The sequence below is a fragment of the Paracoccus sp. S3-43 genome, from assembly GCF_029027965.1.
GTDB lineage: Bacteria > Pseudomonadota > Alphaproteobacteria > Rhodobacterales > Rhodobacteraceae > Paracoccus.
The window spans coordinates 1,410,412-1,433,171 of the sequence record NZ_CP119082.1 but is presented as its reverse complement, the minus strand read 5'-3'; the positions used below and the strand labels follow the sequence as shown (position 1 = coordinate 1,433,171).

Below are 22,760 nucleotides of genomic sequence, written 5' to 3'. Positions count from 1 at the left end.
ACCGGTTTCAGTGCCGCGTCCGGTCTGTCCTGCCTGCCGTCCGCTGTCAATTCGACCTCTCGGGCGGTAAGCGAAGCCAGCCGACTTGCGACCCGGCCTTCATGCGACTAACACCTTGGTCCAGATACGGTTCCGCCGGGCGGAGCAGCTTTCTTCACGCCAAGGACGCGATGACCATGACCCAAGGGCAGAATGTGCAATATCTTGCCGATTACCGGCCCTATCCCTTTGTTTTGTCGGCGACCCGGATGCGGTTCGCCCTGGCTGCGGCCGACACGCGGGTGCGCACGGAACTGTCGCTGGCGCCGCGCGATCCTGAACGGCCCGAGGATCTGGTGCTGGACGGCGGCAAGGCGGTCCGCCTGCTGTCCCTGACCCTCGACGGCGAGGCCCCCGATCCCGCCCATGTGACGCGCGACGGCGAAACCCTGACGATCGCCGCAGCCGCCCTGCCCCGCCATCCGTTCCTGCTGGAGACCGAGGTCGGCATCGACCCCTCGGCCAATACGGCCTTCGAGGGGCTGTATATCTCGAACGGGATGTTCTGCACCCAGTGCGAGGCCGAGGGGTTCCGCCACATCACCTTCTATCCCGACCGCCCGGACGTGATGGCGACCTTCCATGTGACCATCGACAGCGACCTGCCGGTGCTGTTGTCGAACGGCAATCCGGTCGGCCAGTCGCAGGGCCGCGCGGAATGGCACGACCCCTGGCCCAAGCCCAGCTATCTGTTCGCGCTTGTCGCGGGGGATCTGGTGGCGGTCAGCGACAGCTTCACCACCCGGTCGGGGCGCCAGGTCGCGCTGAATGTCTGGGTCCGCCCCGACGACCGGGACCAGGCGGGCTTCGCGATGGAATCGCTGATCAAGTCGATGAAATGGGACGAGGATGTCTATGGCCGCGAATACGACCTGGACGTGTTCAACATCGTCGCGGTCGACGATTTCAACATGGGGGCCATGGAAAACAAGGGGTTGAACATCTTCAACTCGAAACTGGTGCTGGCCTCGCCCGAAACCGCGACCGATGCCGATTACGAACGGATCGAGGCGGTGATCGCGCATGAGTATTTCCACAACTGGACCGGCAACCGCATCACCTGCCGCGACTGGTTCCAGCTTTGCCTCAAGGAAGGGCTGACGGTCTTTCGCGACCAGCAGTTCACCAGCGACATGCGCTCTGCCGCCGTCAAGCGGATCGAGGACGTGCAGGCCCTGCGCGCCCGCCAGTTCCGCGAGGATCAGGGCCCGCTGGCCCATCCCCCGCGCCCCGACCGCTACGAGGAGATCAACAACTTCTACACCGCGACCGTCTATGAAAAGGGCGCCGAGGTGATCGGGATGCTCAGGCGCCTGGTGGGCGACGACGGCTATCGCCGCGCCCTGGATCTGTATTTCGACCGCCACGACGGCGACGCCGCCACCATCGAGGACTGGCTGAAGGTGTTCGAGGACGCGACCGGCCGCGACCTGGCGCAGTTCAAGCGGTGGTATACCGATGCCGGCACCCCGCGCCTGACCCTGGCCGAGGATTGGCGACCGGGCGAAGCGGGCGGCACGCTGACGTTGACCTTCGGCCAGCAGACGCCGCCGACGCCCGGACAGCCCGAAAAGCCGCCGCGCGTGATCCCGATCGCCGTGGGCCTGATCGGCCCCAACGGCGACGAGGTCGCGGCCACGCAGGTTCTGGAACTGACCGAGGCCAGCCAGAGCTTCGCCTTCGAGGGCCTGGGCGCGCGGCCGGTGGTCTCGGCCCTGCGCGGCTTTTCCGCTCCGGTGATGCTGTCGCGCGACCTGGACGATCCCGCCCGCGCCTTCCTGCTGGCCCATGACACCGACCCCTTCGCCCGATGGGAGGCCGGGCGCGACCTGGCGCTGTCGGCGCTGACCGCCGCCGCGCAGGGGCAGGCCACGGGCGGCGATTACGTCCAGGCCATCGGCCGCCTGATCGCCGACGACACGGCCGATCCCGCCTTCCGCGCCCTGTGCCTGAACCTGCCCGGAGAGGAGGAGATCGCGACCCGCCTGTCGACCGGCGGACTCACGCCGGACCCGGATGCGATCCACGCCGCGCGCGAGGGCCTGGCCCGCCAGATCGCCGAAACCCATCTGGACCTGCTGGCGCGCCTCTATCAGGACATGACGGTGGCCGGACCCTATCGCCCCGATGCCGCGGGTGCCGCCCGGCGATCCCTGCGCAATGCGGTGCTGGCGCTGCTGACCCGTATCGACGGCGGCGAACGGGCCGAGGTGCTGTTCGGTGTCGCGGGCAACATGACCGAACGGATGGCCGCCCTGACCGCCCTGCTGCGGCGCGGGCGGGGGCAGGCGGAACTGGCCGCGCTGCATGATCAGTTCGCCGACAACCGGCTGGTCATGGACAAATGGTTCGCGGTCCAGCCGATGGCCGCCCCACCCGATCAGGCGGCGCGGATCGCCCGCGACCTGGCCGCGCGCCGGGATTTCGACTGGAAGAACCCCAACCGCTTCCGCGCGCTGCTGGGCGGGCTGTCGGCCAACCATGCCGGTTTCCATGCCGCCGACGGGTCGGGCTATGACTTCACCGCCGACTGGCTGCTGCGGATGGATCCGGTCAATCCCCAGATCGCCGCCCGCATGTCCACGGCCTTCGAAACCTGGACCCGATACGACACGGGCCGGCGCGCCAAGGCTTTGGCGGCATTGGAACGAATCGCCTCGGCCGAGGGTTTGAGCAGGAATATCCGCGAAATGGTGTCGCGGATGATCGCGGCGGGCGCATGATGTGTCTTGCGGCCGGCCCCGCGCCGGGGCAGAAAGGCCGGAATGACTGACCGCCATGCCGATGCCAAGGCCGAGATGCAGGCCCGTCTGGACCCGCTGATCGCCGAGCGGGCGCCCTGGCTCTATTCCGGCAAGCCGCATCACCGTCTGGCGAAATGGATGATGATGGGCCTGTTGCGCTATCCCGCCACCCTGCGCCTGGGCGCCGAGTTCCGCGACCTTCCCACGGCCGAGATCATGCGCCGCATGTCCGACCTGATCGTCCGCGACGTGCGGGTCGAGGGGATGGAGCATATTCCCGCCAGCGGCCCCGCGCTGATCGTCGCGAATCATCCGACCGGGATTGCCGACGGGATCATCGTCCATGCGCTGATGTCGCATCTGCGCGACGACCTGTTCATCTATGCCAACCACGACATGATCCGGGTGCTGCCACAGACCGCCGATCTGATCGCCGGGGTCGAATGGCGCATCGAAAAGCGCAGCCATGCCAAGACCAAGGCGACGATGGACTATACCCGAGAGGCGCTTGCGGCGGGGCGGATCGGGCTGATCTTTCCGTCCGGGCGGCTGGCCAAGCGGCAGGGGATGACGCTGCACGAACGCCCTTGGATGGCAAGCGCGGCGATGATCGCCCGCAAGTTCGGGGTGCCGGTCATTCCGATGAACATCCGGGCCCGCAACTCGGCGCTGTTCTATCTGCTGGACGCGATCCATCCGACGCTGCGCGACGTGACTTTGTTCAACGAGGTGCTGAACAAGCGCAGCCAGCCCTATCGCATCACCATCGGCGCGCCCATCGACCCCGCGACCCTGCCCAGGGGAGAGGACGCGATCACCGTCCTGCGCGACCGGGTGCTGGCCATGCCCGCGCCCGGCCCGGACGCCGCGCGCCTGATGCAGGATCGCGGCAGGGCGCGGCTGGTGCGCGGGACCAAGGGGCTGGCCTAGATCGCGGCCTTGCGGCTTTCGTCCAGATAGATCTCGCGCAGCCGCCTGGCGACCGGACCCACCTGCCCCGTGCCCACCGCCGTGCCGTCGATTTCCACCACCGGCATCACGAAGGCCGAGGCCGAGGTGATGAACGCCTCATCCGCCGCCTGAGCCTCGTCGATGGTGAAGCTGCGTTCTTCCACCTGTATCTGCGCCTCGGCGGCGAAGCGCAGCACGGCGGCGCGGGTGATGCCGTGCAGGATGTCGTTCGACAGCGCGCGGGTCACGATGGTGCCGTTCTTCACGATATAGGCGTTGTTGCTGGTGCCTTCCGTGACCAGCCCATCCTCGACCAGCCAGGCGTCGTCCACGCCGCGCGCCTTGGCCTCCATCTTGGCCATCGAGGGATACAGAAGCTGCACCGTCTTGATGTCGCGCCGCGCCCAACGCTGATCGGGGATGCTGATGACCTTCCAGCCGGTTTTCGCGGCGGGGGCATCGGCCAGGCCGGGCCTGGACTGCGTGAACATCACCACGGTCGGGCGCGTGCCCGCAGGCGGATAGGCGAAATCGCGGTCGCCCGGATTGCCGCGCGTGACCTGAAGATAGATCATCCCGTCGCGGATCGCGTTGCTGTCCACCAGGGCGCGGAACGCCGCCAGATACGCGTCGTCCGACAAGGGGTTGTCCATCGACAGCGCGTCCAGGGACCGCTTCAGGCGGATCAGATGGCCTTGGAAATCCAGCAGCTTGCCGTCCAGGATGCTGACGACCTCGTAGACGCCATCGGCCATCAGGAAGCCCCGGTCGAAGACCGAGACCGTCGCCTGATCCTCGGGAAGGTAATCGCCATTTACATAGACCGTGCGCGTCATGATGTCCCCCGTGGTCGCGTTTGTCGCGGTGGTCCTGCGCCCAAAGCCCGGCCGCGTCAAGTCGGCCGAGATGCCGCAACGCAGCCCTTGATGCTGCGCGCGCGAAACATTATTGCTGGGCGGGACGCAAATCTTTCCGGAACGGATCCCATGAGCTTTCGCACCCAACCCCTGCCCCCTGCCCGCCTGAACCGCTGCCAGCTGTTCGGCCCCGGCTCTCGGGAAAGCCTGTTCGAGAAGATGGCGAAATCCGCCGCCGACGTGGTGAACCTGGATCTCGAGGACTCGGTCGCCCCCGACGACAAGGACCGGGCGCGCGCGAACATCATCCAGGCCATCGGCGACATCGACTGGGGCGACAAGACGCTGTCGGTGCGCATCAACGGGCTGGACACGCCCTTCTGGTATCGCGACGTGGTGGACCTGCTGGAACAGGCCGGTGAACGGCTGGACCAGATCATGATCCCCAAGGCCGGGAACGCCAGCGACATCTATGCCGTGGATGCCCTGGTGACGGCGGTGGAGCGCGCGAAGGGCCGCGGCAAGCGCATCGGTTTCGAGGCCATCATCGAAAGCGCGGCGGGCATCTGCCATGTCGAGGAGATCGCGGCCGCGTCCCCCCGGATGCAGGCGATCAGCCTGGGGGCGGCGGATTTCGCGGCCTCCATGGGCATGGCCACGACCGGGATCGGCGGGACGCAGGAAAATTACTACATGATCCGCGAGGGGCAGAAATACTGGCCCGATCCCTGGCACTGGGCGCAGGCCGCCATCGTCGCGGCCTGCCGGACGCATGGGCTGCTGCCGGTCGATGGGCCGTTCGGCGATTTCAGCGATTCCGACGGGTTCGTGGCCCAGGCGCGGCGGTCCGCGACCTTGGGCATGGTCGGCAAATGGGCGATCCATCCCAGCCAGGTGGCGCTGGCGAACGAGGTGTTTTCCCCCAGCGAATCCGCCGTGACCGAGGCGCGAGAGATCCTTGCCGCGATGGAAAAGGCCAAGGTCGAGGGCGCGGGGGCGACGGTCTACAAGGGCCGTCTGGTCGACATCGCCTCGATCAAGCAGGCCGAGGTGATCGTGCGCCAGGCGGAACTGATCGCGGGATAAACGCGTCCTGCGGGGGCGTCACGCCCCCGCCTGCCACGCTTTCACCGCATCCATGGGCCACAGCAGCATCAGCACGTTCAGCGCCAGCCCGTCGCGGATCAGCCAGATCGTCAGGATCTCGAACCCGATGACGATGGCGACGGACAGCCAGACCGGCAGCCAGCGGGCCAGATAGAACCCGGCAACCATCGCCAGGATGTCGGCCACCGAATTGATCACGCTGTCGCCGTAATAATCCAGCGAGATCGTCACGCTGCGATAGCGTTCGATCACCGCGTCCGAATTCTCGACGATTTCCCAGGCGGCCTCGACCACGGTGGCGATCAGCAGCCGCCAGCCAAAGGGCAGCCGCCGCGCCGCCAGCCACAGCGCGGCATAGAAGATGATCCCGTGCAGCAGGTGCGAGGGCGTGTACCAGTCGCTCAGATGCTGCGAGTTTTCGGAACTGACCGTCTGGCCGTGCCACAGCTTCACATAACCGCAGTCGCAGATCGGCACCCGGCCCGCCGCCAGCAGGATCAGCGCCGCAGCGGCAATCACGGCGGCCACGCACCAAGAGGGAAAAGCCTTTTTCGTGAACACGTCGCCTTGAATCCTCTAGGGCCGCCGCAGCTTCCTGAACGCCGCCGATGCGCCCCATCCGGCGAACACCGCGACCCCCAGCGACATCAGCCCGTAAAGGAACGGCTGGTCGAAGGCCAGCCGATGCAGCCAGCGTTCCAGCCCCACCTTGCGCACGTTGATCGGCGCCACGAACACGTCGATCACCTGCCCGTCGCGCAGCAGGAAGATGCGGGTCTTGTAGGCGCCCTCGATCAGATTGGCGGGCAGGTTGACATCGGCGCGGAACAGCGTCTGGTCGATCAGCGACACGCTGCCCTCGTCCAGGCGATACAGGCCCTGGTCCTCTCGGATGCGGACCAGGGCCTCGGTGAAGGGGACAGCGCTGTCCACCGCGATCTGGCCCGCGAAGGCGCGCATCGCGTGCGACAGCGAAATGCGGTAGCGGCTGTCCCATTCGGGCAGCAGGATGTCGCCCAGGGCGGCCGAGGTGGCGACGGCATAGAAGCCCGGCGCCGCCCCGATCCGCACGGATTCGGCATTGACCCAGATCCCGGCCCTGCGTTCCTTGCGCCAGACCGTGACGCCTCGGGACGGGGCCTCGACGGTGACGATCACCTGCAAGGGCGGGCCGGACGGAATCGGAGTTTCGCGCTTGATCGCGCCATAGATCAGGATGTCGGATCCATCGAAGCTGGCGGTGATCGCCACGCTGTCGCTGGACAGGCCCGCGACCACCGTCTCGGCCGGGGGCGGATCGGCGGTGGGCGTGGCCTCGATCGGCGGGCCGGGCGATTGCGCGCTTGCGGTGCAGGCCAGGGCCAGCAGCACCAGCCCGGCGATCCGGCCCCGCATCAGCCGATCCCCGGCTGGATGACGTAGAAATCGTCCGGCGTCAGGAACAGATCCAGCGCCAGCTTGCCGCAGACCGCCAGCACCAGCAGCGCCAGCAGGATCCGCAACTGCTCGGCCCGCAGCCTTGCCCCCAGCGTGGTGCCGAACTGCGCGCCGACGACGCCGCCGACGATCAGCAGCACCGCCAGCATGATGTCCACGGTGTTATAGCTGACGGCGTGCATCAGCGTGGTGAAGGCGGTCACGAAGGTGATCTGGAACAGCGAGGTGCCGACCACGACCTTGGTCGGCATTCCCAGCAGATAGATCATCGCGGGCACCATGATGAAGCCGCCGCCCACCCCCATAATCGCGGCCAGCACCCCCACGGCCACCCCCACCAGCAGCGGCGGAAAGGCGCTGATATACAGGCCCGAGGCGCGGAACTTGATCTTCAGGGGCCAGCGGTGGACCCAGTTGTGCTGGTGCAGCCGCCGGCGATGGCCGGGCGCGTTCGACCGCCGCAGGGCGCGGATGCTTTCCTGCAACATCATCGCGCCGATCAGGCCCAGAAAGACGACATAGCACAGTTGCACCACCAGATCGACCTGGCCCACCCGTTGCAGCAGGGTAAAGACCCAGACACCCAGCCAGGATCCGGCCAGGCCGCCCACCAGCAGCACCCCGCCCATCCTGAAATCGACGCTTTTGCGTTTCACATGCGCCAGCACGCCCGATACCGACGATGCGACCACCTGGTTCGCGCCCGTCGCCACGGCGATGGCGGGCGGGATGCCGATGAAGAACAGCAGGGGCGTGATCAGGAAGCCGCCGCCCACGCCGAACAGGCCGCTCATCAAACCGACGAGGCCGCCCAGCCCGATCAGCGTGAAGGCGTTGACCGATACCTCTGCGATGGGAAGATAAATCTGCATGACCCGCGCGCCGTTTGCGTCGGGGAAAAGGATGCAACGCCCCGGCAGCCCCGTCAAACCGCTTTCGGGTCTTGCCTGCCCTTGAGCGCTTGAAGCGGGCGGGTCGCCCGGCTAAGCAGGAACCACAAAGTGAACGGGCGCTGTCGCGGCGCCGCAGGACCGTGCGGGCGGACGATGCGCATCTTGATCACCAATGACGACGGCATCAACGCACCGGGGCTGGCGGTGCTGGAGGAGATCGCCGCGACCCTGGCCGGTCCCTCGGGGCAGGTCTGGACGGTGGCCCCGGCCTTCGAACAGTCCGGCGTGGCCCATTGCATCAGCTATGCCCATCCCGCCATGGTCGCGCGCTTGGACAAACGCCGCTATGCGACCGAGGGAAGCCCGGCGGATTGCGTGCTGGCCGCGCTGTGCGACATCATGGCGGACGGCCCCCCCGACCTGGTGCTGTCGGGCGTGAACCGGGGCAACAACTCGGGCGAAAACGCGATGTATTCCGGCACCGTCGGCGGCGCGATGGAGGCCGCGTTGCAGGGCCTGCCCGCCATTGCCCTGTCGCAATACCTGGGTCCGCAGACGGCCAGCCTGGCCGATCCGTTCGAAGGCGCGCGCCAGCATGGCGCGGCTGTGATCCGGCGGCTGCTGGATTACGGGGACTGGACCTCGGACGCGGAATTCCGGCTGTTCTACAACATCAATTTCCCGCCCATCCCGGCTTCGGCGGTGCGCGGCACCCGCGTCGTGCGGCAGGGGCGCAGGCGGGGGACGAATTTCGGCGTCGTGCCCTATACCGCGCCCAACGGCCGGCGCTTCATGTGGGCGGCGGGCGGCGCGCAGGACGCCCCGGCCGCGCCCGAGACCGACGTGGCGGTGAACATGGACGGCTTCATCTCGGTCACGCCGATGCGGGCCGACCTGACCTGCCATGCCTCGCTGCTGGAAATGACCACCCTGTTCGATGACGACGCCATCGGGGCGGGCACCGCATGACCGAGGGGCATGACGACAAGGACGGTCCCGCCGAACGCAAGATGCGTTTCCTGTTCCAGCTGCGCTCGCGCGGGGTGACCGATCCGCGCGTCCTGGCGTCGATGGAAAGGATCGACCGGGGCCTGTTCGTGCGCGGCCAGTTCGCCGACCGCGCTTACGAGGACACGCCCCTGCCCATTCCCTGCGGCCAGACGATCAGCCAGCCCTCGGTCGTGGGGCTGATGACGCAGTCGCTGCAACCCGGCCCGCGCGACACCGTGCTGGAGATCGGGACGGGCTCGGGCTATCAGGCGGCGGTCCTGTCGGGGCTGTGCCGCCGCGTCTATACCGTGGACCGCCACCGCCGCCTTGTGACCGAGGCCGAGGCGATCTTCCGCCATCTGGGCCTGCACAACATCACCGCGCAGGTGGCCGACGGGTCGCGCGGACTGCCCGATCAGGCGCCGTTCGATCGCATCCTTGTCACCGCCGCCGCCGAGGATCCTCCGGGGCCGCTGTTGGCACAGTTGAAGATCGGCGGTATCATGGTCGTGCCGGTGGGCCAGTCCGATGCGGTCCAGACGCTGATCCGCGTGACGCGGACCGAAACCGGCTATGACTATGACGAATTGCGTCAGGTGCGATTTGTGCCGCTGGTCGAAGGGTTGGGGCCGACATGACCCGGATCTGCGGCATGGCAGGTTAAGGACGACGGACATGAGCAGCAGTTTCAGACAGGCCGCCAGCATCGGGGCTGCGGCCTTTCTTCTGGCTTCTTGCGGGGCGACGGGATTCGACCCGGATCTGCGCGGCTGGATGCCGGGGGCACTGAACACCGCCGATGCCGCCGCCCGCGCGGCCCCGCGTCCGCAGCCCGACGACCGGGGCGTGATCACCTTTCCGACCTATCAGGTCGTCGTCGCGCGCAGCGGCGATACCGTGGGCAGCGTCGCGGCGCGGCTGGGCGTCGATGCCGCGCGGCTGGCCCAGCACAACGCCCTGCCCGCCAACGCCCCCCTGGGCGCCGGGCAGACCCTGGTCCTGTCGCAGCGCGTGGCCGCAGGCGGGGCGGCGGCGGGGCGCAGCGGCGGCGGCGTCACCGATCCCTTCGCGGGACAGCCGGCGCGATCCGGCACGACGCCCGCCGCCACGACGCCCGCCGCCGCCGCTGCGACACCGGCGCCCCGCCCGGCCAATCCCGCGCAGCATGTCGTCGCCTCGGGCGAGACGGCCTGGTCCATCGCCCGCAAATACGATGTCAGCGTGCAGGATCTGGCGGCCTGGAACGGACTGCCGTCCTCCATGTCGCTGCGCGTCGGTCAGCGGCTGATCGTGCCGGTGGCCGGGCGGAAGGCCCCCGACCCGACTGCCGTCACCACCGCGCCGGGTACCGGCAGCCCTACCCCGCGCCCGCCCTCGGCCGCCCAGCCCCTGCCGTCCGAGACGACGGCCCCCGCCGCCGATCCCGGCCCCAAGGCGCCCGCGACCGACCTGGGGGCCACGCGGACAGCGGCATCCGCCGCCGGGCGGTTCCAGATGCCGGTGTCGGGGTCGATCATCCGGGTCTATGAAAAGGGCAGGAACGACGGGATCGACATTTCGGCGACCGCCGGGACTGCCGTGAAGGCGGCGGGTCGCGGCACGGTCGCGGCGGTCACGAAGGACACCTCGGGCGCGCCCATCGTGGTGGTGCGCCACGACGGAAATCTGATGACCGTCTATACCGGGCTGGACGGCCTGGACGTGGCCAAGGGCGACAGCGTTTCCGCAGGCCAGTCCATCGGCAAGGCCGGTCGGGGCGGCTTCGTCCATTTCGAGGTACGCCAGGGATTCGACAGCGTGGACCCGGAAAAATACCTCAACTGACCAGATGGAACGGCCCCCTGTCCCGGACGTTTGCCTGCCACACGCAGTCCAAACGGAGGATAGGACATGGACCATTCCGAACATCCCCGGCTGTTGCCGGATGAAATGACCGATGCCGTGCTGACGGGCGCCACCGTCTATGGTCCCGGAGACGAAACGGTCGGCACCGTATCCCATGTGCACGGCTCGGGCAGCAGCGCCCAGGTGGTGATCGACGTGGGCGGGTTCCTGGGCATCGGGTCGAAGCCGGTGCTGGTTCCCGTGTCGGATCTGGACGTGATGCGGGACGGCGACGGGGTGGTCCACGCCGTGTCGCGGTGGGACAAGGAACACCTGAAGGCCCTGCCCGAACACCGGGATTGAACGGCGAAGGGCGGCGGTTTTTCCGTCGCCTTTTCAGACGGTGTCCAGATACAGTTCGACCGTTTCCTCGTCCGACAATTCGGCCATGTAGTGCAGTTCCTGCCGCTTGGTCATGACGAAGTTTTCGATCAGATGGGCCGGAAAGATGCGCCGCATTTCCGGGCAGGCATGGAAGGCGTCGATCGCCTCGCCCCAGCTGGCGGGCAGTTGCGCAAGGTTCTGATCATAGGCGTTGCCCCGGAACGGTTCGGGGGCCTCCAGCTTTTCCTGGATGCCGTTCAGCGCTGCGCCCAGGATCGCCGCCACCGTCAGATAGGGATTCACATCGCCGCCCGCCACGCGATGTTCGATCCGCCGCGCCTTCGGCCCCGATGAGGGAATGCGGATCGCCGCCGTGCGGTTTTCATAGGCCCAGCCGATCCCGGTCGGCGCATGGGCGTTCGGCACCAGCCGATCATAGCTGTTCTCGTGCGGGGCGAACAGCAGCGTGGAACCCGGCATGGCGCGCAGGCATCCGGCGACCGCGTGACGCAGTTCCGCCGTGCCCTCGTCGCCGCCATTGTCGAAGATGTTGCGTCCGCTCCGGTCCAAGATCGAGAAATGCATGTGCATCCCGTTCCCCGAAAACGCCTCGTAAGGCTTGGCCATGAAGCTGCCCGCGAAGCCGTATTGGCGCGCGATGCCCTTGACCAGCATCTTGAAGAACCAGGCGTCGTCCGCCGCCTTCAGCGGATCGGGCTGGTGCATCAGGTTGATCTCGAACTGGCCCGGCCCGGCTTCGGAAATGGCGGTGTCGGCGGGAATGTCCATCGCCTCGCAGGCGTCGTAGAGCGCGGTGAAGAACTGGTCGAAGGCGTCCAGCGCCCGCAGGCTCAGCACCTCGCCGCCGGTGCGGCGCTTGCCGGATCGGGGGCTGGGCGGGACGCGAAGCTGTCGGCCGGAATCGTCGATCAGGAAGAATTCAAGCTCGGTCGCGACGACCGGGGTCAGCCCCGCCTCACGATAGCGTTCGACCACGCGGGCCAGCGCCTGCCGGGGATCGCCCTCATAAGGGCGGCCGTCCGGGTGGAACATCCACAGGGGCAGCAGCGCGGTCGGCGCGTCCAGCCAGGGCATCGGCAGGAAGCCCCGTTCGGTGGGCAGCAGCAGCCCGTCTGGATCGCCGATCTCGAACACCAGGGGGCTGTCCTCGACATCCTCGCCCCAGATATCCAGGTTCAGCACGGAATAGGGGAACTTGGTCCCCTCCTCGAAGACCTTCCCGGCATAGCGCGCCGGGATGCGCTTGCCGCGCGCGACGCCGTTCAGGTCGGCGGCGGCGACGCGAATGGTCTTGACCTCGGGATGTTCTTTCAGCCAGTCCATAATTCTACCGGATCACTTGCGGACGATAACGGATGCGCCGGGCGGCACCCGGAAGATGGCGGTTCAGGCGCCGGTTCACGATACCGAACAACCCGATCAGCGCCAGCGTGCAGGCGATGAAATATCCTGCCACGATGGGATAGGCGACGAAGGGATTGAAGGTCTGGCCCGCGAAATAGCTGGCGTAATACAGGCTGTCGCCGCGCTGCTGGAAGGCCGGGAAGCCCGAAAAGAACACCAGCGTGGTGGCGTGGAACAGGAAGATCGCCTCGTTGGTATAGGACGGCCAGGCCAGCCGCAGCATGGTGGGCCACAGCACCCGGCGGAACCTGGTCCAGCCGGTCATGCCGAAAGCCTCGGCGGCCTCGATATCGCCCTTGGGCACCGACATCAGCGCACCATGGAAGATCTGCGCGGAATAGGCGGCGGTGTTCAGCGTCAGCACGATCAGCGCCCCCGCCCAGGCCTTGGCCAGCCAGCTTGTCGCGACGGCCAGGCCGAAGATCTCGATCCCCGCGCGGGGCAGCATCACAAGCGCCTCATAGGCCAGGAAGAACTGGATGAACAGCGGACTGCCCCGGAACAGGAAGATGAAGCCCTCGGCGGGCTTGCGCAGCAGCGGGTTCGTGCTGGTCTTGGCAAGCGCCAGGGCCGTCGCCAGAAAGAACCCGAACAGCAGCGCGAAGAAGGCGAAATACAGGTTCCAGATCAGCCCCGACCCGATCAGCGTGACCTGCTGGCACAGCGTGAAGTCGCTGCGCGGCAACAGCCGTTCGCCGATGCCCAGCGACCGCAGCCCATAGTTCAGGATCGTCTGCGCGCAGCTCATGGGGCGACCGCCTTGCGCTGCGCCTCGCCCGCCAGGGTCGCCTGGCCCGAGGAGAGCCGCGCCGTCACCCGGCCCAGCACCCGTTCCGAAACCCAGGTCATCAGCAGGTAAAAGACCAACACCGCCAGGAAATAATACAGCCGCCAGTCGGGATGCGGATAGGCGAAGGACCGGGTCTTGGCCCCGCCCAGTTCCCGCGCCCAATAGACGATATCCTCGATCCCCAGCAGGAACAGAAGCGGCGTCGCCTTGATGAGGATCATCCACAGGTTCGACAGGCCGGGCAGCGCATAGGTCCACATCTGCGGCACCAGCACCCGGCGCGAGATCTGGCGTGGCGTCATGCCGTAAGCCTCGGCCGTTTCCAGTTGCGCGCGCGGCACGGCCTGCATCGCGCCATAGAGGACATTGGCCGCGAAGGCGCCGAAGACCACCGAAAAGGCGATGACGGCCAGAACCATGGCATAGATGTCATGGACCCATTCGGGGCTGGTGGACAGCGGCAGCTTGGCCGCCGCGCAGACGACGAAATCGTTGCCCTGCCGGACGGGCGCGTCGCTGTCGCACAGCGCCTTGTGGCGCAGCCATTCCAGCCCCTGATCCAGGGCGACGGGCACGAACAGGAAGAACACGATGTCCGGCACGCCGCGCACCATCGCGGTATAGATCTTGCCGAACCACCGCAGCGGCGCGATCCGCGACCGCGACGCCATCGCCCCGCCATAGCCGAACAGCAGCGCCAGCGGCGCGGTGATCGCCAGCAGCAGCAGGACCACCCCGAAGCTGGCATAGAACAGCATATGCGTGCCAGTCGTCAGATAGCACGACAACCACGCAAAACCGTCCAGCACCGAGGGATCGCTGCAATAGGAAAACATCATCCGTCCCGATCAGGGCCGCGGGTCGCCCCGCAGCCCGCGGCATCATTCATAGATCTGCGCGTCGTCGCCGAAATGCTTCCTGATCAGCGTGTTGAGGCTGCCGTCTTCTTTCATCGCGGTGATGGCCGCATCCAGCTTCTCGCGCAGTTCGGTGTCGGACTGGCGCAGGCCCACGCCGATGCCCTCGTCCAGCTTGACCTGTTCGCCCACGAAGACCAGGTCGTTGCTGTCCTCGACAAAGGGGCGCATCACCTCGTGGTCGCCGAAACCGGCATCGGCCTCGCCATTGCGGATGGCGGCCAGAACCTGGTCGATGTTCGGAAATTCCAGCATCGTCGCGCCGGTCTCGGCGATATGGGACGCCTGCACGGTGCCGGTCTGAACGGCGATCACCCCGCCCTCCAGATCGACCCCATCCTGCAACGCGACATAGGAGGAGGGCGCGGGCGGCAGGTAATCCTGGGTGAAGGCGATGACGGCCTTGCGTTCCTCGTTGATGCTCATCGCCGCCATGATCGTGTCATAGTTCGAGGATACAAGGTTCGGGATGATCGAATCCCAGTCGTTCTTGACCCAGGTGCATTGCAGCTCGGCGCGCTTGCACAGCTCGTCGCCCAACTCGCGCTCGAACCCGGCGACCTCGCCCGCCTCGTTGATGAAGTTATACGGAGGATAGGCGCCCTCGGTCCCCATGCGGACGGTCGTCTGGGCCAGGCCCATGCCTGCGGTCAGGGTCAGGGTCAGGGCGGTCGCGGCAAGCAGCAGTTTCTTCATTGGTCGTCTCTCCTGTTGGTCGTTTTGTCAGTGCGTCGAGGCGCTGAGGAACTGGCGCAGCCGGTCGGTCCGGGGCGCGCCGAAAAGCTGGTCGGGGGGGCCTTCCTCGGCAATCAGGCCCTGGTGCAGGAACACCACATGGTCGCTGACATCGGCGGCCAGGCGCATGTCGTGGGTCACGATGATCATGGTGCGGTGTTCGCCCGCCAGATCCTTGATCACCCGCACCACCTCTTGCTGCAATTCGGGATCCAGGGCGCTTGTCGGTTCGTCGAACAGCAGCGCCTTGGGCTGCATGCACAGGGCGCGGGCGATGGCGGCGCGCTGCTGCTGGCCGCCCGACAGTTGCGCGGGCCAGGCGCCCGCCTTGTCGCCGATCCCCACCTTGTCCAGAAGCGCGCGGGCGCGGGCCTCGACCTGGGCGCGATCCTGGCCCAGAACCGTCACCGGGGCCTCCATGACGTTTTGCAGGATCGTCATGTGGGACCACAGGTTGAACTGCTGGAACACCATCGACAGGTTGGTGCGGAACCGCATCACCTGGGCGCGGTCGGCGGGCACGCGGGCCATGCCCTGCCCCTTCCACCGCACCGCCTCGCCCTCGAAACTGATCTCTCCGGCCTGGCTGTTTTCCAGCAGGTTGCAGCAGCGCAGCAGCGTGGACTTGCCCGACCCCGAGGATCCGATCAGGCTGACGACATGCCCGCGCGGCGCGGTGAGGGACACGCCCTTCAGCACCTCGATCTGGCCATAGGCCTTGCGCAGCCCCTGGATCCGGATCACGGGCGCGACATCGTTCAGGGCGGTATCGTCGGTCATCATCGGCGCATTGGGCGATAATCCCCGCGCTTTTGCAACGGGGTCTGCAAGGCAACCTGCCGATAATCGCAGGTTGCCGCAGCGTCAGACGATCTCGACCGCGTATTTCTCGATCACGGTATTGGCCAGCAGGCCCTCGCACATCCGCTCGACCTCGGCCTTGGCGGCGGCGGCGTCGGTCGCGTCCAGATCCAGTTCGATCAGCTTGCCCTGGCGGACGCCCGAGACGCCGCGATGACCAAGACCCCCAAGCGCGTGGCGGATCGCCTCGCCCTGCGGATCCAGGACGCCATCCTTCAGCATGATGGTAACGCGGGCTTTCATGGGCGGCATCCTTCAGTTGATCGCGGTCGGTTTCAGGCTGGTGGTGTTGGCGGGCATCAGGCCCAGACGGCGCGCGACCTCGGTATAGGCGTCGGTCAGGTTGCCCAGGTCGCGGCGGAACACGTCCTTGTCCAGCTTCTGGCCGGTCTTCATGTCCCACAGCCGGCAGCTGTCCGGACTGATCTCGTCCGCGACGATCAGGCGCATGAAGTCGTTGTCCCAGACCCGGCCGATCTCGATCTTGAAGTCGATCAGCTTGATGCCGACGCCATAGAAGACGCCCGACAGGAAGTCGTTCACGCGCAGCGCCAGGGACACGATGTCGTCCAGATCCTGCTGGGTGGCCCAGCCGAAGGCGATGATGTATTCCTCGGACACCATCGGGTCGCCCAGCTCGTCGTTCTTGAAGCTGTATTCGACGATGGGACGGGGCAGCAGCGTGCCTTCCTCGATCCCCAGGCGCTTGGACAGCGAACCGGCGGCGAAGTTGCGCACGATCACCTCAAGCGGCACGATTTCCACCTGACGGATCAACTGTTCGCGCATGTTGATGCGGCGGATGAAGTGGTTCGGGACGCCGATATTCGTCAGCCCGTTCATGAAGAATTCGGACAGGCGGTTGTTCAGCACGCCCTTGCCTTCGATCACGGCCTTCTTCTGCGCGTTGAAGGCGGTGGCGTCGTCCTTGAAATACTGGACCAGGGTGCCGGGTTCGGTGCCTTCGTACAGGATCTTCGCCTTGCCTTCGTAAACTTTCTTCCGGCGCGGTGCCATGGCGGGCGTCCTTTCGCATGTCCTTGTCCCACGGGCCTTACCTTACAAGCGGGTCTGGGGGCAATACGAGAGGCTTGCGCCCGGCGGCAGGCAAGCTAAGATCCGGGGCCAAGACAACCAGGAGGCCACGATGACCACCTTCGACGACCGCGAGCGCGGTTACGAATCCAAGTTCGCCCACGACGCCAACCTGCGCTTCAAGGCGGACGCGCGCCGCAACCGCCTGCTGGGCGAATGGGCGGCGGGCCTTCTGGGCAAACAGGGCGACGATGCCCGCGCCTATGCGCTGACCATCGTCACCTCGGATTTCGAGGAGCCGGGATACGAGGATGTGTTCCGCAAGCTGGCGGCGGACCTGGAAGGCAAGGCGGGCGAATCGGAAATCCGCACCAAGATGGCCGAACTGATGGAAGTCGCCCGCCAGCAGATCATCCACGAAGCCCAGTAACCGGGTTTCAACCGGGTTTCGGCGGCGCAGGATCGGGGGGCCGGACGGCCCCCTTTTTCATGCCGCCGCAGCCTCGGCGCGGGGATAGCGCAGGGCCATGGTGACGCCGCGCGACAGGTTCAGGGCCGTCAGCGCGGCCCACAGCCCATGGTTCCCCCACAGAGGCGGCAGCAGCAGGACGGCCGCCAGGAACACCAGGGCCGACCAGATCATCGCCATGCGCATGTCGCGGGTCAGCGTGGCGCCGATGAAGATGCCGTCCAGCATCCAGGCGCCCACCCCGATCAGCGGCGCCGCGCCCAGCCAGGGCAGATAGATCCGCGCCTCGGCCCGGACCTGGGGCGATGTGGTCAGCAGGTCGATGATCGCGCCGCCGCCGAACCAGAAGGCCAGGGCCAGGGCGAAAGCCCCGCCGATGCCCCAGGCGGATGTCAGGACCGACGCCCGGCGCACCCGCGCGGGCCTGCGCGCGCCCACCGCCTGCCCGACCAGGCTTTCCGCCGCGAAGGCGAAGCCGTCCAGGGCATAGGCGGTGATCGACAGGAATTGCAGCAGCACCTGGTTGGCGGCCAGCGTCACGTCCCCCTGCGCCGCGCCCAGGAACACGAAGCTGGTGAAGCTGGCTTGCAGCAGCACCGACCGGATCATGATGTCGCTGTTCACCCGCGCCAGGCGCGACAGCTTGTCGCGCGCGAACAGCCCCGCCGCCGTCATGCCTCGCGCGATGGCTTTGCGCGTCATCCACAGCCCCAGCAGAAGCCCGCACCATTCCGACAGCAGCGTCGCCGCCGCGACCCCCGGCACGCCCCCATGCAGGCCCAGCACGAACCACACCGACAGGGCCACGTTCAGCCCGTTCTGGACCAGGTTCAGCAGCAGCACCGACCGGGCGCGCTCGACCGCGATCAGCCAGCCGGTGACGGCGTAAAGGCCGATGGTGGCGGGCGCCCCCCAGATGCGGATCGCCAGATAGTCGCGCGCCAGCCCCTCGACCGCGGCCGAGGTCGGCGCGATCCGAAAGGCCGCGCCGAAGACCGGGCCTTGCAGCAGGACGAAACCCAGCCCCGCCCCCGCCGCGATGGCAAGCGCGCGCAGCAGATGCGCGCCGCTTTCCGCCTCCTGGCCCGCGCCATGGCTTTGCGCCACCAGGCCCGAGGTGCCCATGCGCAGGAACCCGAACATCCAATAGATCGAGGTCAGGATCACCGCCCCGATGGCCACGCCGCCGATCGCCTCGGGGCGTCCCAGTTGGCCGATCACGCCGGTATCGACCAGCCCCAGCAGCGGCACGGTAACGTTCGACAGGACGATGGGCAGCGCGATCGACAGCACCCGCCGGTTGGTCAGCCGGTCCATTCCGCCCGGCTCAGCCCTGCGGCATCAGGAAATGCCCGGTCGCCTGCGCCAGCAGCCGCGTGCGGTTGTCCTGCCAGGCCTCGACCCGCACCGACGCATAGCGCCGCCCGGACCGGACCACCCGCGCGCGGGCATAGGCGTCGCGCGGCAAGCCGCTGCGCAGGTAATCCACGGTGAAGTCGATGGTCTTGGGCAGGCGCGGCTGGCCGATGGCGACCGCCGCGTCGGCAACGGCACGGCCCGATTCCATATCTTCCCACATGGCGGTCCAAGCCAGTTCGATGATTGCGGTCGTCTCCAGGAAGGCCGCCGTCACGCCGCCATGCAGCGCCGGCAGCAGCGGGTTGCCGATCAGCTTTTCGTCATAGGGCAGGATCGCGGTCAACTCGTCCCCGCGCCGGTCGAAGCGGATGCCCAGCCAGGCGAGGTAGGGCACGCCGGACACAAGCGCCGACAGCGCCGAATCGCGGCGCGACTTGATCTGGTCCAGCGGTTCGCGGCGGTCCACGGCCATCACCGTTCCACCGTGAAGGCGCCGGTGGCGGCGGCGACGGGTTTGTCCGTATCCTCGTCCAGGGCGACGGCGCGGACAAAGGCCACGCTGCGGGTGATGTGATAGCATTCGGCCCGCGCCGTGATCCGCTGCCCCTTCGTGGCGGACCGCATATAGTCGATGCGCAGGTCGATGGTCGCGGTCGAGGACGGTCCTTCGGGATGGGCCATCACCGCCGCCCCGCAGCAGGTGTCCATCAGCGCCGACACGACCCCGCCATGCACCACCCCGCTGCGCGGATCGCCGACCAGATGTTCGGCCCAGGGCATGCTGACGGTGGCCATCCCCGCACCAAGCGCATCGACCCGCATCCCCAGGGCGCGGGCATGGGGAATCGCCTCGATGAATTGCTGGGCGATCCGCGTCTGGTCCGAATCCGACATGCCTGCATCCCTGTCCATCGCGTTTTCCCCGCTTGCCGCCGCTACGCTATCCGCGACAGGGGCGCGCACTCAACCCCCGTCCCTTGCGCACAGGCGCGCCGACCGGATAGCCTTTGGCCTGACGATGACGGGAGAGGTCGATGCCGGGCGAGCAGACAGTCAGCTTCAAGGAGATGTGCACGCGCTTCGCCGTGACGCCCCGGACGCTGCGCTATTACGAATATATCGAACTGCTGAACCCCCGCAAGGAAGGCCGGACGCGCTTTTACGGGCCGCGCGAAATCGCCCGCATGACCCTGATCCTGCGGGGAAGGCGGTTCGGATTCTCGCTGGAGGATATCCGGCAATGGCTTCTGATCTATGAACAAAAGGGATCGCGCGAACAATATCAGGTCTGGCTGGATATGGCGGACCGGCAGCTCAAGGTTCTGGACGAACAGATCGCCGACCTGACGACCGCGCGCGCCGACCTGAAGGCCCTTCGCGAAACCGCGGCGCGGGAATTGTCCGATATGGATTGACCATACGTCAGGTATCGCCTTGACTTCGCCTGTGACGCGGCGTCCCGCTTACGTTCGCGTCAACTTGCCCCTATATCTGTGGTCAAGGACGGCAGACGGTGAACGAGGAGGAACCGCGATCCATGTCCGACGAGCTGATGACGATTCGCCAGATGTGCGATGCGTTCGATGTCACCCCCCGCACGCTGCGTTTCTATGAGGCGCGCGAGCTGATCTTTCCCGAACGTCGCGGGCAGCATCGCCTGTACGACCGCCGGGACCGGGCGCGGCTGACATTGATCCTGCGCGGCAAGCGGTTCGGCTTCAGCCTCGAGGAAATCCGCCAGTTGCTTGAACTGTACGAGCCGGGCGGGACGAACAAGGCGCAGATCGCCGCGGCCATCATGGTCGGGCGCCAGCGCCTTGCCGACATGGAACGCCAATACGCTGAACTGAGCGAGGCGATCGTTGAACTCAAGTCCCAGCTTTCCGACGCAGAAGACCGACTTGCCGCCGCGTCCAACGACACGACCACAGGGTAATGCCATGACGATCTATATCCCGCCTGTCCGCGACATGCAGTTCGCGCTGCATGACGTGCTGAAGCTGTCGCGATCCGGCCTGCCGGGGCATGACGACCTGGACCGCGACTTCACCGAAGCCGTGCTGGACGCGGCGGGCAAGCTGGCGGCCGAGGTTCTGGCGCCGCTGAACGCGGTGGGCGACCGCCAGGGATGCCGCCTGGAAAACGGCGTGGTCCGCACGCCCGAGGGCTTTGACCAGGCCTTCCGGGCGATGAAGGAGGGCGGCTGGACCGCGCTCGACTGCGACCCGGACTATGGCGGTCAGGGAATGCCCTATGTGCTGGGCGTGGCCACGGGCGAGATGTTCGTGTCGGCCAACATGGCCTTCAACATGTATCAGGGCCTGACCCACGGCGCCTATTCGGCCATCCATGCCCATGGCACCGACGATCAGAAGGCGATGTATCTGCCGAAGATGGTCGGCTGCGACTGGACCGGCACCATGAACCTGACGGAACCGCATTGCGGCACCGACCTGGGGATGCTGCGCACCAGGGCCGAGCCGCAGGAAGACGGAAGTTATCTGATCACCGGGACCAAGATCTTCATCTCGGCCGGCGATCACGACCTGGCGGAAAACGTCATCCACCTGGTCTTGGCCAAGGCGCCGGGCGGCGGCGAGGGCACCAGGGGCATCAGCCTGTTCATCGTGCCGAAATTCCTGGTGAACGCGGACGGCAGCCTGGGTGAACGCAACGGCGTGACGGTCGGCGCGCTGGAGGAAAAGATGGGCATCCACGGCAATGCCACCTGCGTCATGAACTATGACGGGGCCAGGGGCTGGCTGCTGGGCGACCTGCACAAGGGGATGCGGGCCATGTTCACGATGATGAACGAGGCGCGGCTGGGCGTCGGCCTGCAAGGCTATGCCAGCGCGGTGCCTGCCTATCAGAACGCGGTCGCCTATGCGAAGGACCGCTTGCAGGGCCGCGCGGTGACGGGCGCCGCGAACCCCTCCGGCCCCGCCGATCCGCTGATCGTCCATCCCGACATCCGCCGCAGCCTGATGGACCAGAAATCCTTCCTGGAAGGCGCCCGGATGCTGGCGCTGTGGGGCGCGCATCTGATCGACAAGGGCCATGGTGGCGACGGCGATGCCGAAGGGCTGGTGTCGTTGCTGACGCCGGTCATCAAGGGCTTCCTGACCGACAAGGGGTTCGAAACCGCGGTGCTGGCCCAGCAGGTCTATGGCGGCCATGGCTACATCGAGGAACAGGGCATGTCCCAGTTCGTCCGCGACGCCCGGATCACCATGATCTATGAAGGCGCCAACGGCGTGCAGGCGCTGGATCTGGTCGGCCGCAAGCTGGCCCAGGACGGCGGCAGGCATGTCATGGCCTTCTTCGAACTGGTCAAGGGCTTCTGCAAGGACCACGCCGACAGCCCCATCGCCGCCGATTTCGTGGCGCCTCTGAAGGCCGCCTCGAAGGATCTGCAAACCGCCGCCATGTTCTTCATGGAACGCGGCATGAAGAACCCGAACGACGCCCTGGCCGGAAGCTATGACTTCATGCACCTCTTCGGCCATGTCGCACTGGGCTTCATGTGGGCGCAAATGGCCGCCGCCGCGCAGGCCGCGCTGGACGGGGGCACGGGTGACGCTGCGTTCCTGAAGACCAAGCTGGCCACCGGGCGCTATTACATGAAACGGCAGCTGCCGATGACCGCGACGCATCTGGCGCGCATCCAGTCGGGGGCCGCGCCGGTGATGGAGCTTGAGGCAGAGGCGTTCTGAACCTGCGGACCGCAGGGTCCGCGTCACGGGCAGGAGCCTCCGGCGGGGATATTTGAATGAAGAAGAAGCGGCATTTCCGGCCTGCGCTCGGCCATCGGCATCAAACTCGCAGGCCGGAAACTTCTCCTTCAGCGGTCATCGGCTTCCCAGCCTGTACCGCATCGGTGACGCTAGCGAGGAAGGATTGAAAAACGGTTAACCCGCGCCTTCTTCTTCACGAAAATATCCCG

General features: G+C 66.9%; 25 protein-coding genes. 11 read left to right on the top strand and 14 right to left on the bottom strand.

Going from position 1 to position 22,760, the window contains the following annotated elements; all coding sequences use genetic code 11:
- Positions 1-176: 176 nt before the first annotated feature.
- Positions 177-2,762 carry an aminopeptidase N gene (pepN, locus tag PXD02_RS07385; protein WP_473092074.1) on the top strand — a complete coding sequence of 862 codons (2,586 nt, stop codon included), beginning with the start codon at positions 177-179 and terminating at the stop codon, positions 2,760-2,762.
- A gap of 42 nt (positions 2,763-2,804) precedes the next feature.
- On the top strand, positions 2,805-3,713 hold the full coding sequence (locus PXD02_RS07380; RefSeq protein WP_275106174.1) for a 1-acyl-sn-glycerol-3-phosphate acyltransferase: 909 nt from the start codon (positions 2,805-2,807) through the stop codon (positions 3,711-3,713).
- Here the strand turns inward: PXD02_RS07380 and PXD02_RS07375 are convergent.
- Positions 3,710-4,570: a D-amino-acid transaminase gene (locus tag PXD02_RS07375; RefSeq protein ID WP_275106173.1), complete on the bottom strand. Its 861-nt coding sequence runs from the start codon at positions 4,568-4,570 to the stop codon at positions 3,710-3,712. The two genes, PXD02_RS07380 and PXD02_RS07375, sit on opposite strands and share 4 nt — an antisense overlap.
- Before the next feature lie 150 nt (positions 4,571-4,720).
- On the opposite strand from PXD02_RS07375, the gene PXD02_RS07370 reads away from it, so the two are divergent.
- Entirely contained in the window at positions 4,721-5,677 is a 957-nt protein-coding gene (locus PXD02_RS07370; RefSeq protein ID WP_275106172.1) for an L-malyl-CoA/beta-methylmalyl-CoA lyase, read from the top strand.
- Positions 5,678-5,695: 18 nt separating this feature from the next.
- On the opposite strand, the gene PXD02_RS07365 is transcribed toward PXD02_RS07370, so the two are convergent.
- The 3 genes from PXD02_RS07365 to PXD02_RS07355 are packed head-to-tail and all read right to left on the bottom strand — an operon-like array spanning position 5,696 to position 8,007.
- Positions 5,696-6,259, bottom strand: coding sequence for a DUF2585 domain-containing protein (locus tag PXD02_RS07365; protein WP_275106171.1), 564 nt, complete (start codon positions 6,257-6,259; stop codon positions 5,696-5,698).
- A gap of 15 nt (positions 6,260-6,274) precedes the next feature.
- Positions 6,275-7,093, bottom strand: a complete 819-nt coding sequence (locus PXD02_RS07360; RefSeq protein WP_275106170.1) for a TIGR02186 family protein — start codon at positions 7,091-7,093, stop codon at positions 6,275-6,277.
- Positions 7,093-8,007: a sulfite exporter TauE/SafE family protein gene (locus PXD02_RS07355; RefSeq protein WP_275106169.1), complete on the bottom strand. Its 915-nt coding sequence runs from the start codon at positions 8,005-8,007 to the stop codon at positions 7,093-7,095. The genes PXD02_RS07360 and PXD02_RS07355 overlap by 1 nt, the downstream gene beginning before the upstream one ends.
- Before the next feature lie 174 nt (positions 8,008-8,181).
- On the opposite strand from PXD02_RS07355, the gene surE reads away from it, so the two are divergent.
- From surE to PXD02_RS07335, 4 genes are all read left to right on the top strand, one after another.
- Entirely contained in the window at positions 8,182-8,997 is an 816-nt protein-coding gene (surE, locus tag PXD02_RS07350; RefSeq protein ID WP_275106168.1) for a 5'/3'-nucleotidase SurE, read from the top strand.
- Positions 8,994-9,656 (top strand): protein-L-isoaspartate(D-aspartate) O-methyltransferase, encoded by a 663-nt coding sequence (locus tag PXD02_RS07345; RefSeq protein WP_275106167.1) that lies wholly within the window; start codon positions 8,994-8,996, stop codon positions 9,654-9,656. Before surE ends, PXD02_RS07345 begins: the two co-directional genes overlap by 4 nt.
- Before the next feature lie 37 nt (positions 9,657-9,693).
- The gene (locus PXD02_RS07340) at positions 9,694-10,842 is read left to right on the top strand and encodes a LysM peptidoglycan-binding domain-containing protein (RefSeq protein WP_275106166.1); all 1,149 of its coding nucleotides are present in this window, start codon (positions 9,694-9,696) and stop codon (positions 10,840-10,842) included.
- Positions 10,843-10,908: 66 nt separating this feature from the next.
- Positions 10,909-11,205: a PRC-barrel domain-containing protein gene (locus PXD02_RS07335; RefSeq protein ID WP_275106165.1), complete on the top strand. Its 297-nt coding sequence runs from the start codon at positions 10,909-10,911 to the stop codon at positions 11,203-11,205.
- A 33-nt stretch (positions 11,206-11,238) separates the two neighbouring features.
- Here PXD02_RS07335 and PXD02_RS07330 read toward each other — a convergent pair whose 3' ends face one another.
- The 7 genes from PXD02_RS07330 to purC form a co-directional block, all read right to left on the bottom strand.
- Positions 11,239-12,573 carry a glutamine synthetase family protein gene (locus PXD02_RS07330; protein WP_275106383.1) on the bottom strand — a complete coding sequence of 445 codons (1,335 nt, stop codon included), beginning with the start codon at positions 12,571-12,573 and terminating at the stop codon, positions 11,239-11,241.
- Between the two features lies 1 nt (position 12,574).
- Positions 12,575-13,399, bottom strand: a complete 825-nt coding sequence (locus PXD02_RS07325; RefSeq protein WP_275106164.1) for an ABC transporter permease — start codon at positions 13,397-13,399, stop codon at positions 12,575-12,577.
- A complete protein-coding gene (locus PXD02_RS07320) occupies positions 13,396-14,277 on the bottom strand; it encodes an ABC transporter permease (protein ID WP_275106382.1) in 882 nt (293 codons plus the stop codon). The genes PXD02_RS07325 and PXD02_RS07320 overlap by 4 nt, the downstream gene beginning before the upstream one ends.
- 45 nt (positions 14,278-14,322) lie before the next feature.
- On the bottom strand, positions 14,323-15,054 hold the full coding sequence (locus PXD02_RS07315; protein ID WP_275106163.1) for a transporter substrate-binding domain-containing protein: 732 nt from the start codon (positions 15,052-15,054) through the stop codon (positions 14,323-14,325).
- Between the two features lie 27 nt (positions 15,055-15,081).
- On the bottom strand, positions 15,082-15,873 hold the full coding sequence (locus PXD02_RS07310; RefSeq protein WP_275106162.1) for an ABC transporter ATP-binding protein: 792 nt from the start codon (positions 15,871-15,873) through the stop codon (positions 15,082-15,084).
- Positions 15,874-15,957: 84 nt separating this feature from the next.
- Complete coding sequence (purS, locus tag PXD02_RS07305) at positions 15,958-16,197, bottom strand: phosphoribosylformylglycinamidine synthase subunit PurS (RefSeq protein ID WP_126155923.1); 240 nt, start codon at positions 16,195-16,197, stop codon at positions 15,958-15,960.
- Between the two features lie 12 nt (positions 16,198-16,209).
- The gene (gene purC / locus PXD02_RS07300; protein ID WP_207470795.1) at positions 16,210-16,971 is read right to left on the bottom strand and encodes a phosphoribosylaminoimidazolesuccinocarboxamide synthase; all 762 of its coding nucleotides are present in this window, start codon (positions 16,969-16,971) and stop codon (positions 16,210-16,212) included.
- Between the two features lie 130 nt (positions 16,972-17,101).
- Here purC and PXD02_RS07295 point away from each other — a divergent pair, with 130 nt between their 5' ends.
- Complete coding sequence (locus PXD02_RS07295) at positions 17,102-17,419, top strand: DUF1476 domain-containing protein (RefSeq protein WP_275106161.1); 318 nt, start codon at positions 17,102-17,104, stop codon at positions 17,417-17,419.
- A 57-nt stretch (positions 17,420-17,476) separates the two neighbouring features.
- Here the strand turns inward: PXD02_RS07295 and PXD02_RS07290 are convergent, their stop codons facing one another.
- Genes PXD02_RS07290 through PXD02_RS07280 form a run of 3 tightly spaced genes read right to left on the bottom strand, consistent with a single transcriptional unit; the run spans position 17,477 to position 19,711 of the window.
- Positions 17,477-18,775, bottom strand: a complete 1,299-nt coding sequence (locus PXD02_RS07290) for an MATE family efflux transporter (RefSeq protein ID WP_275106160.1) — start codon at positions 18,773-18,775, stop codon at positions 17,477-17,479.
- A 10-nt stretch (positions 18,776-18,785) separates the two neighbouring features.
- Positions 18,786-19,289 carry a PaaI family thioesterase gene (locus PXD02_RS07285; protein ID WP_275106159.1) on the bottom strand — a complete coding sequence of 168 codons (504 nt, stop codon included), beginning with the start codon at positions 19,287-19,289 and terminating at the stop codon, positions 18,786-18,788.
- Positions 19,289-19,711 carry a PaaI family thioesterase gene (locus PXD02_RS07280; RefSeq protein ID WP_275106158.1) on the bottom strand — a complete coding sequence of 141 codons (423 nt, stop codon included), beginning with the start codon at positions 19,709-19,711 and terminating at the stop codon, positions 19,289-19,291. Before PXD02_RS07280 ends, PXD02_RS07285 begins: the two co-directional genes overlap by 1 nt.
- A 140-nt stretch (positions 19,712-19,851) precedes the next feature.
- Here PXD02_RS07280 and PXD02_RS07275 point away from each other — a divergent pair, with 140 nt between their 5' ends.
- The 3 genes from PXD02_RS07275 (at position 19,852) to PXD02_RS07265 (ending at position 22,530) form a co-directional block, all read left to right on the top strand.
- A complete protein-coding gene (locus PXD02_RS07275) occupies positions 19,852-20,232 on the top strand; it encodes a MerR family transcriptional regulator (protein ID WP_275106157.1) in 381 nt (126 codons plus the stop codon).
- Positions 20,233-20,354: 122 nt separating this feature from the next.
- On the top strand, positions 20,355-20,753 hold the full coding sequence (locus tag PXD02_RS07270) for a MerR family transcriptional regulator (protein ID WP_275106156.1): 399 nt from the start codon (positions 20,355-20,357) through the stop codon (positions 20,751-20,753).
- Positions 20,754-20,757: 4 nt separating this feature from the next.
- Positions 20,758-22,530 (top strand): acyl-CoA dehydrogenase C-terminal domain-containing protein, encoded by a 1,773-nt coding sequence (locus PXD02_RS07265; RefSeq protein ID WP_275106155.1) that lies wholly within the window; start codon positions 20,758-20,760, stop codon positions 22,528-22,530.
- Positions 22,531-22,760 lie beyond the last annotated feature (230 nt).

Coding starts and splice junctions, on each gene's coding strand:
- PXD02_RS07360 (WP_275106170.1), bottom strand. CDS start 7,093: ATGCGGGGCCGGATCGCCGGGCTGGTGCTGCTGGCCCTGGCCTGCACC.
- surE (WP_275106168.1), top strand. CDS start 8,182: ATGCGCATCTTGATCACCAATGACGACGGCATCAACGCACCGGGGCTG.
- PXD02_RS07310 (WP_275106162.1), bottom strand. CDS start 15,873: ATGACCGACGATACCGCCCTGAACGATGTCGCGCCCGTGATCCGGATC.
- PXD02_RS07340 (WP_275106166.1), top strand. CDS start 9,694: ATGAGCAGCAGTTTCAGACAGGCCGCCAGCATCGGGGCTGCGGCCTTT.
- PXD02_RS07315 (WP_275106163.1), bottom strand. CDS start 15,054: ATGAAGAAACTGCTGCTTGCCGCGACCGCCCTGACCCTGACCCTGACC.
- PXD02_RS07325 (WP_275106164.1), bottom strand. CDS start 13,399: ATGAGCTGCGCGCAGACGATCCTGAACTATGGGCTGCGGTCGCTGGGC.
- purC (WP_207470795.1), bottom strand. CDS start 16,971: ATGGCACCGCGCCGGAAGAAAGTTTACGAAGGCAAGGCGAAGATCCTG.
- PXD02_RS07375 (WP_275106173.1), bottom strand. CDS start 4,570: ATGACGCGCACGGTCTATGTAAATGGCGATTACCTTCCCGAGGATCAG.
- PXD02_RS07285 (WP_275106159.1), bottom strand. CDS start 19,289: ATGGCCGTGGACCGCCGCGAACCGCTGGACCAGATCAAGTCGCGCCGC.
- PXD02_RS07345 (WP_275106167.1), top strand. CDS start 8,994: ATGACCGAGGGGCATGACGACAAGGACGGTCCCGCCGAACGCAAGATG.
- PXD02_RS07290 (WP_275106160.1), bottom strand. CDS start 18,775: ATGGACCGGCTGACCAACCGGCGGGTGCTGTCGATCGCGCTGCCCATC.
- PXD02_RS07380 (WP_275106174.1), top strand. CDS start 2,805: ATGACTGACCGCCATGCCGATGCCAAGGCCGAGATGCAGGCCCGTCTG.
- PXD02_RS07265 (WP_275106155.1), top strand. CDS start 20,758: ATGACGATCTATATCCCGCCTGTCCGCGACATGCAGTTCGCGCTGCAT.
- purS (WP_126155923.1), bottom strand. CDS start 16,197: ATGAAAGCCCGCGTTACCATCATGCTGAAGGATGGCGTCCTGGATCCG.
- PXD02_RS07370 (WP_275106172.1), top strand. CDS start 4,721: ATGAGCTTTCGCACCCAACCCCTGCCCCCTGCCCGCCTGAACCGCTGC.
- PXD02_RS07275 (WP_275106157.1), top strand. CDS start 19,852: ATGCCGGGCGAGCAGACAGTCAGCTTCAAGGAGATGTGCACGCGCTTC.
- pepN (WP_473092074.1), top strand. CDS start 177: ATGACCCAAGGGCAGAATGTGCAATATCTTGCCGATTACCGGCCCTAT.
- PXD02_RS07270 (WP_275106156.1), top strand. CDS start 20,355: ATGTCCGACGAGCTGATGACGATTCGCCAGATGTGCGATGCGTTCGAT.
- PXD02_RS07320 (WP_275106382.1), bottom strand. CDS start 14,277: ATGTTTTCCTATTGCAGCGATCCCTCGGTGCTGGACGGTTTTGCGTGG.
- PXD02_RS07335 (WP_275106165.1), top strand. CDS start 10,909: ATGGACCATTCCGAACATCCCCGGCTGTTGCCGGATGAAATGACCGAT.
- PXD02_RS07280 (WP_275106158.1), bottom strand. CDS start 19,711: ATGTCGGATTCGGACCAGACGCGGATCGCCCAGCAATTCATCGAGGCG.
- PXD02_RS07295 (WP_275106161.1), top strand. CDS start 17,102: ATGACCACCTTCGACGACCGCGAGCGCGGTTACGAATCCAAGTTCGCC.
- PXD02_RS07355 (WP_275106169.1), bottom strand. CDS start 8,007: ATGCAGATTTATCTTCCCATCGCAGAGGTATCGGTCAACGCCTTCACG.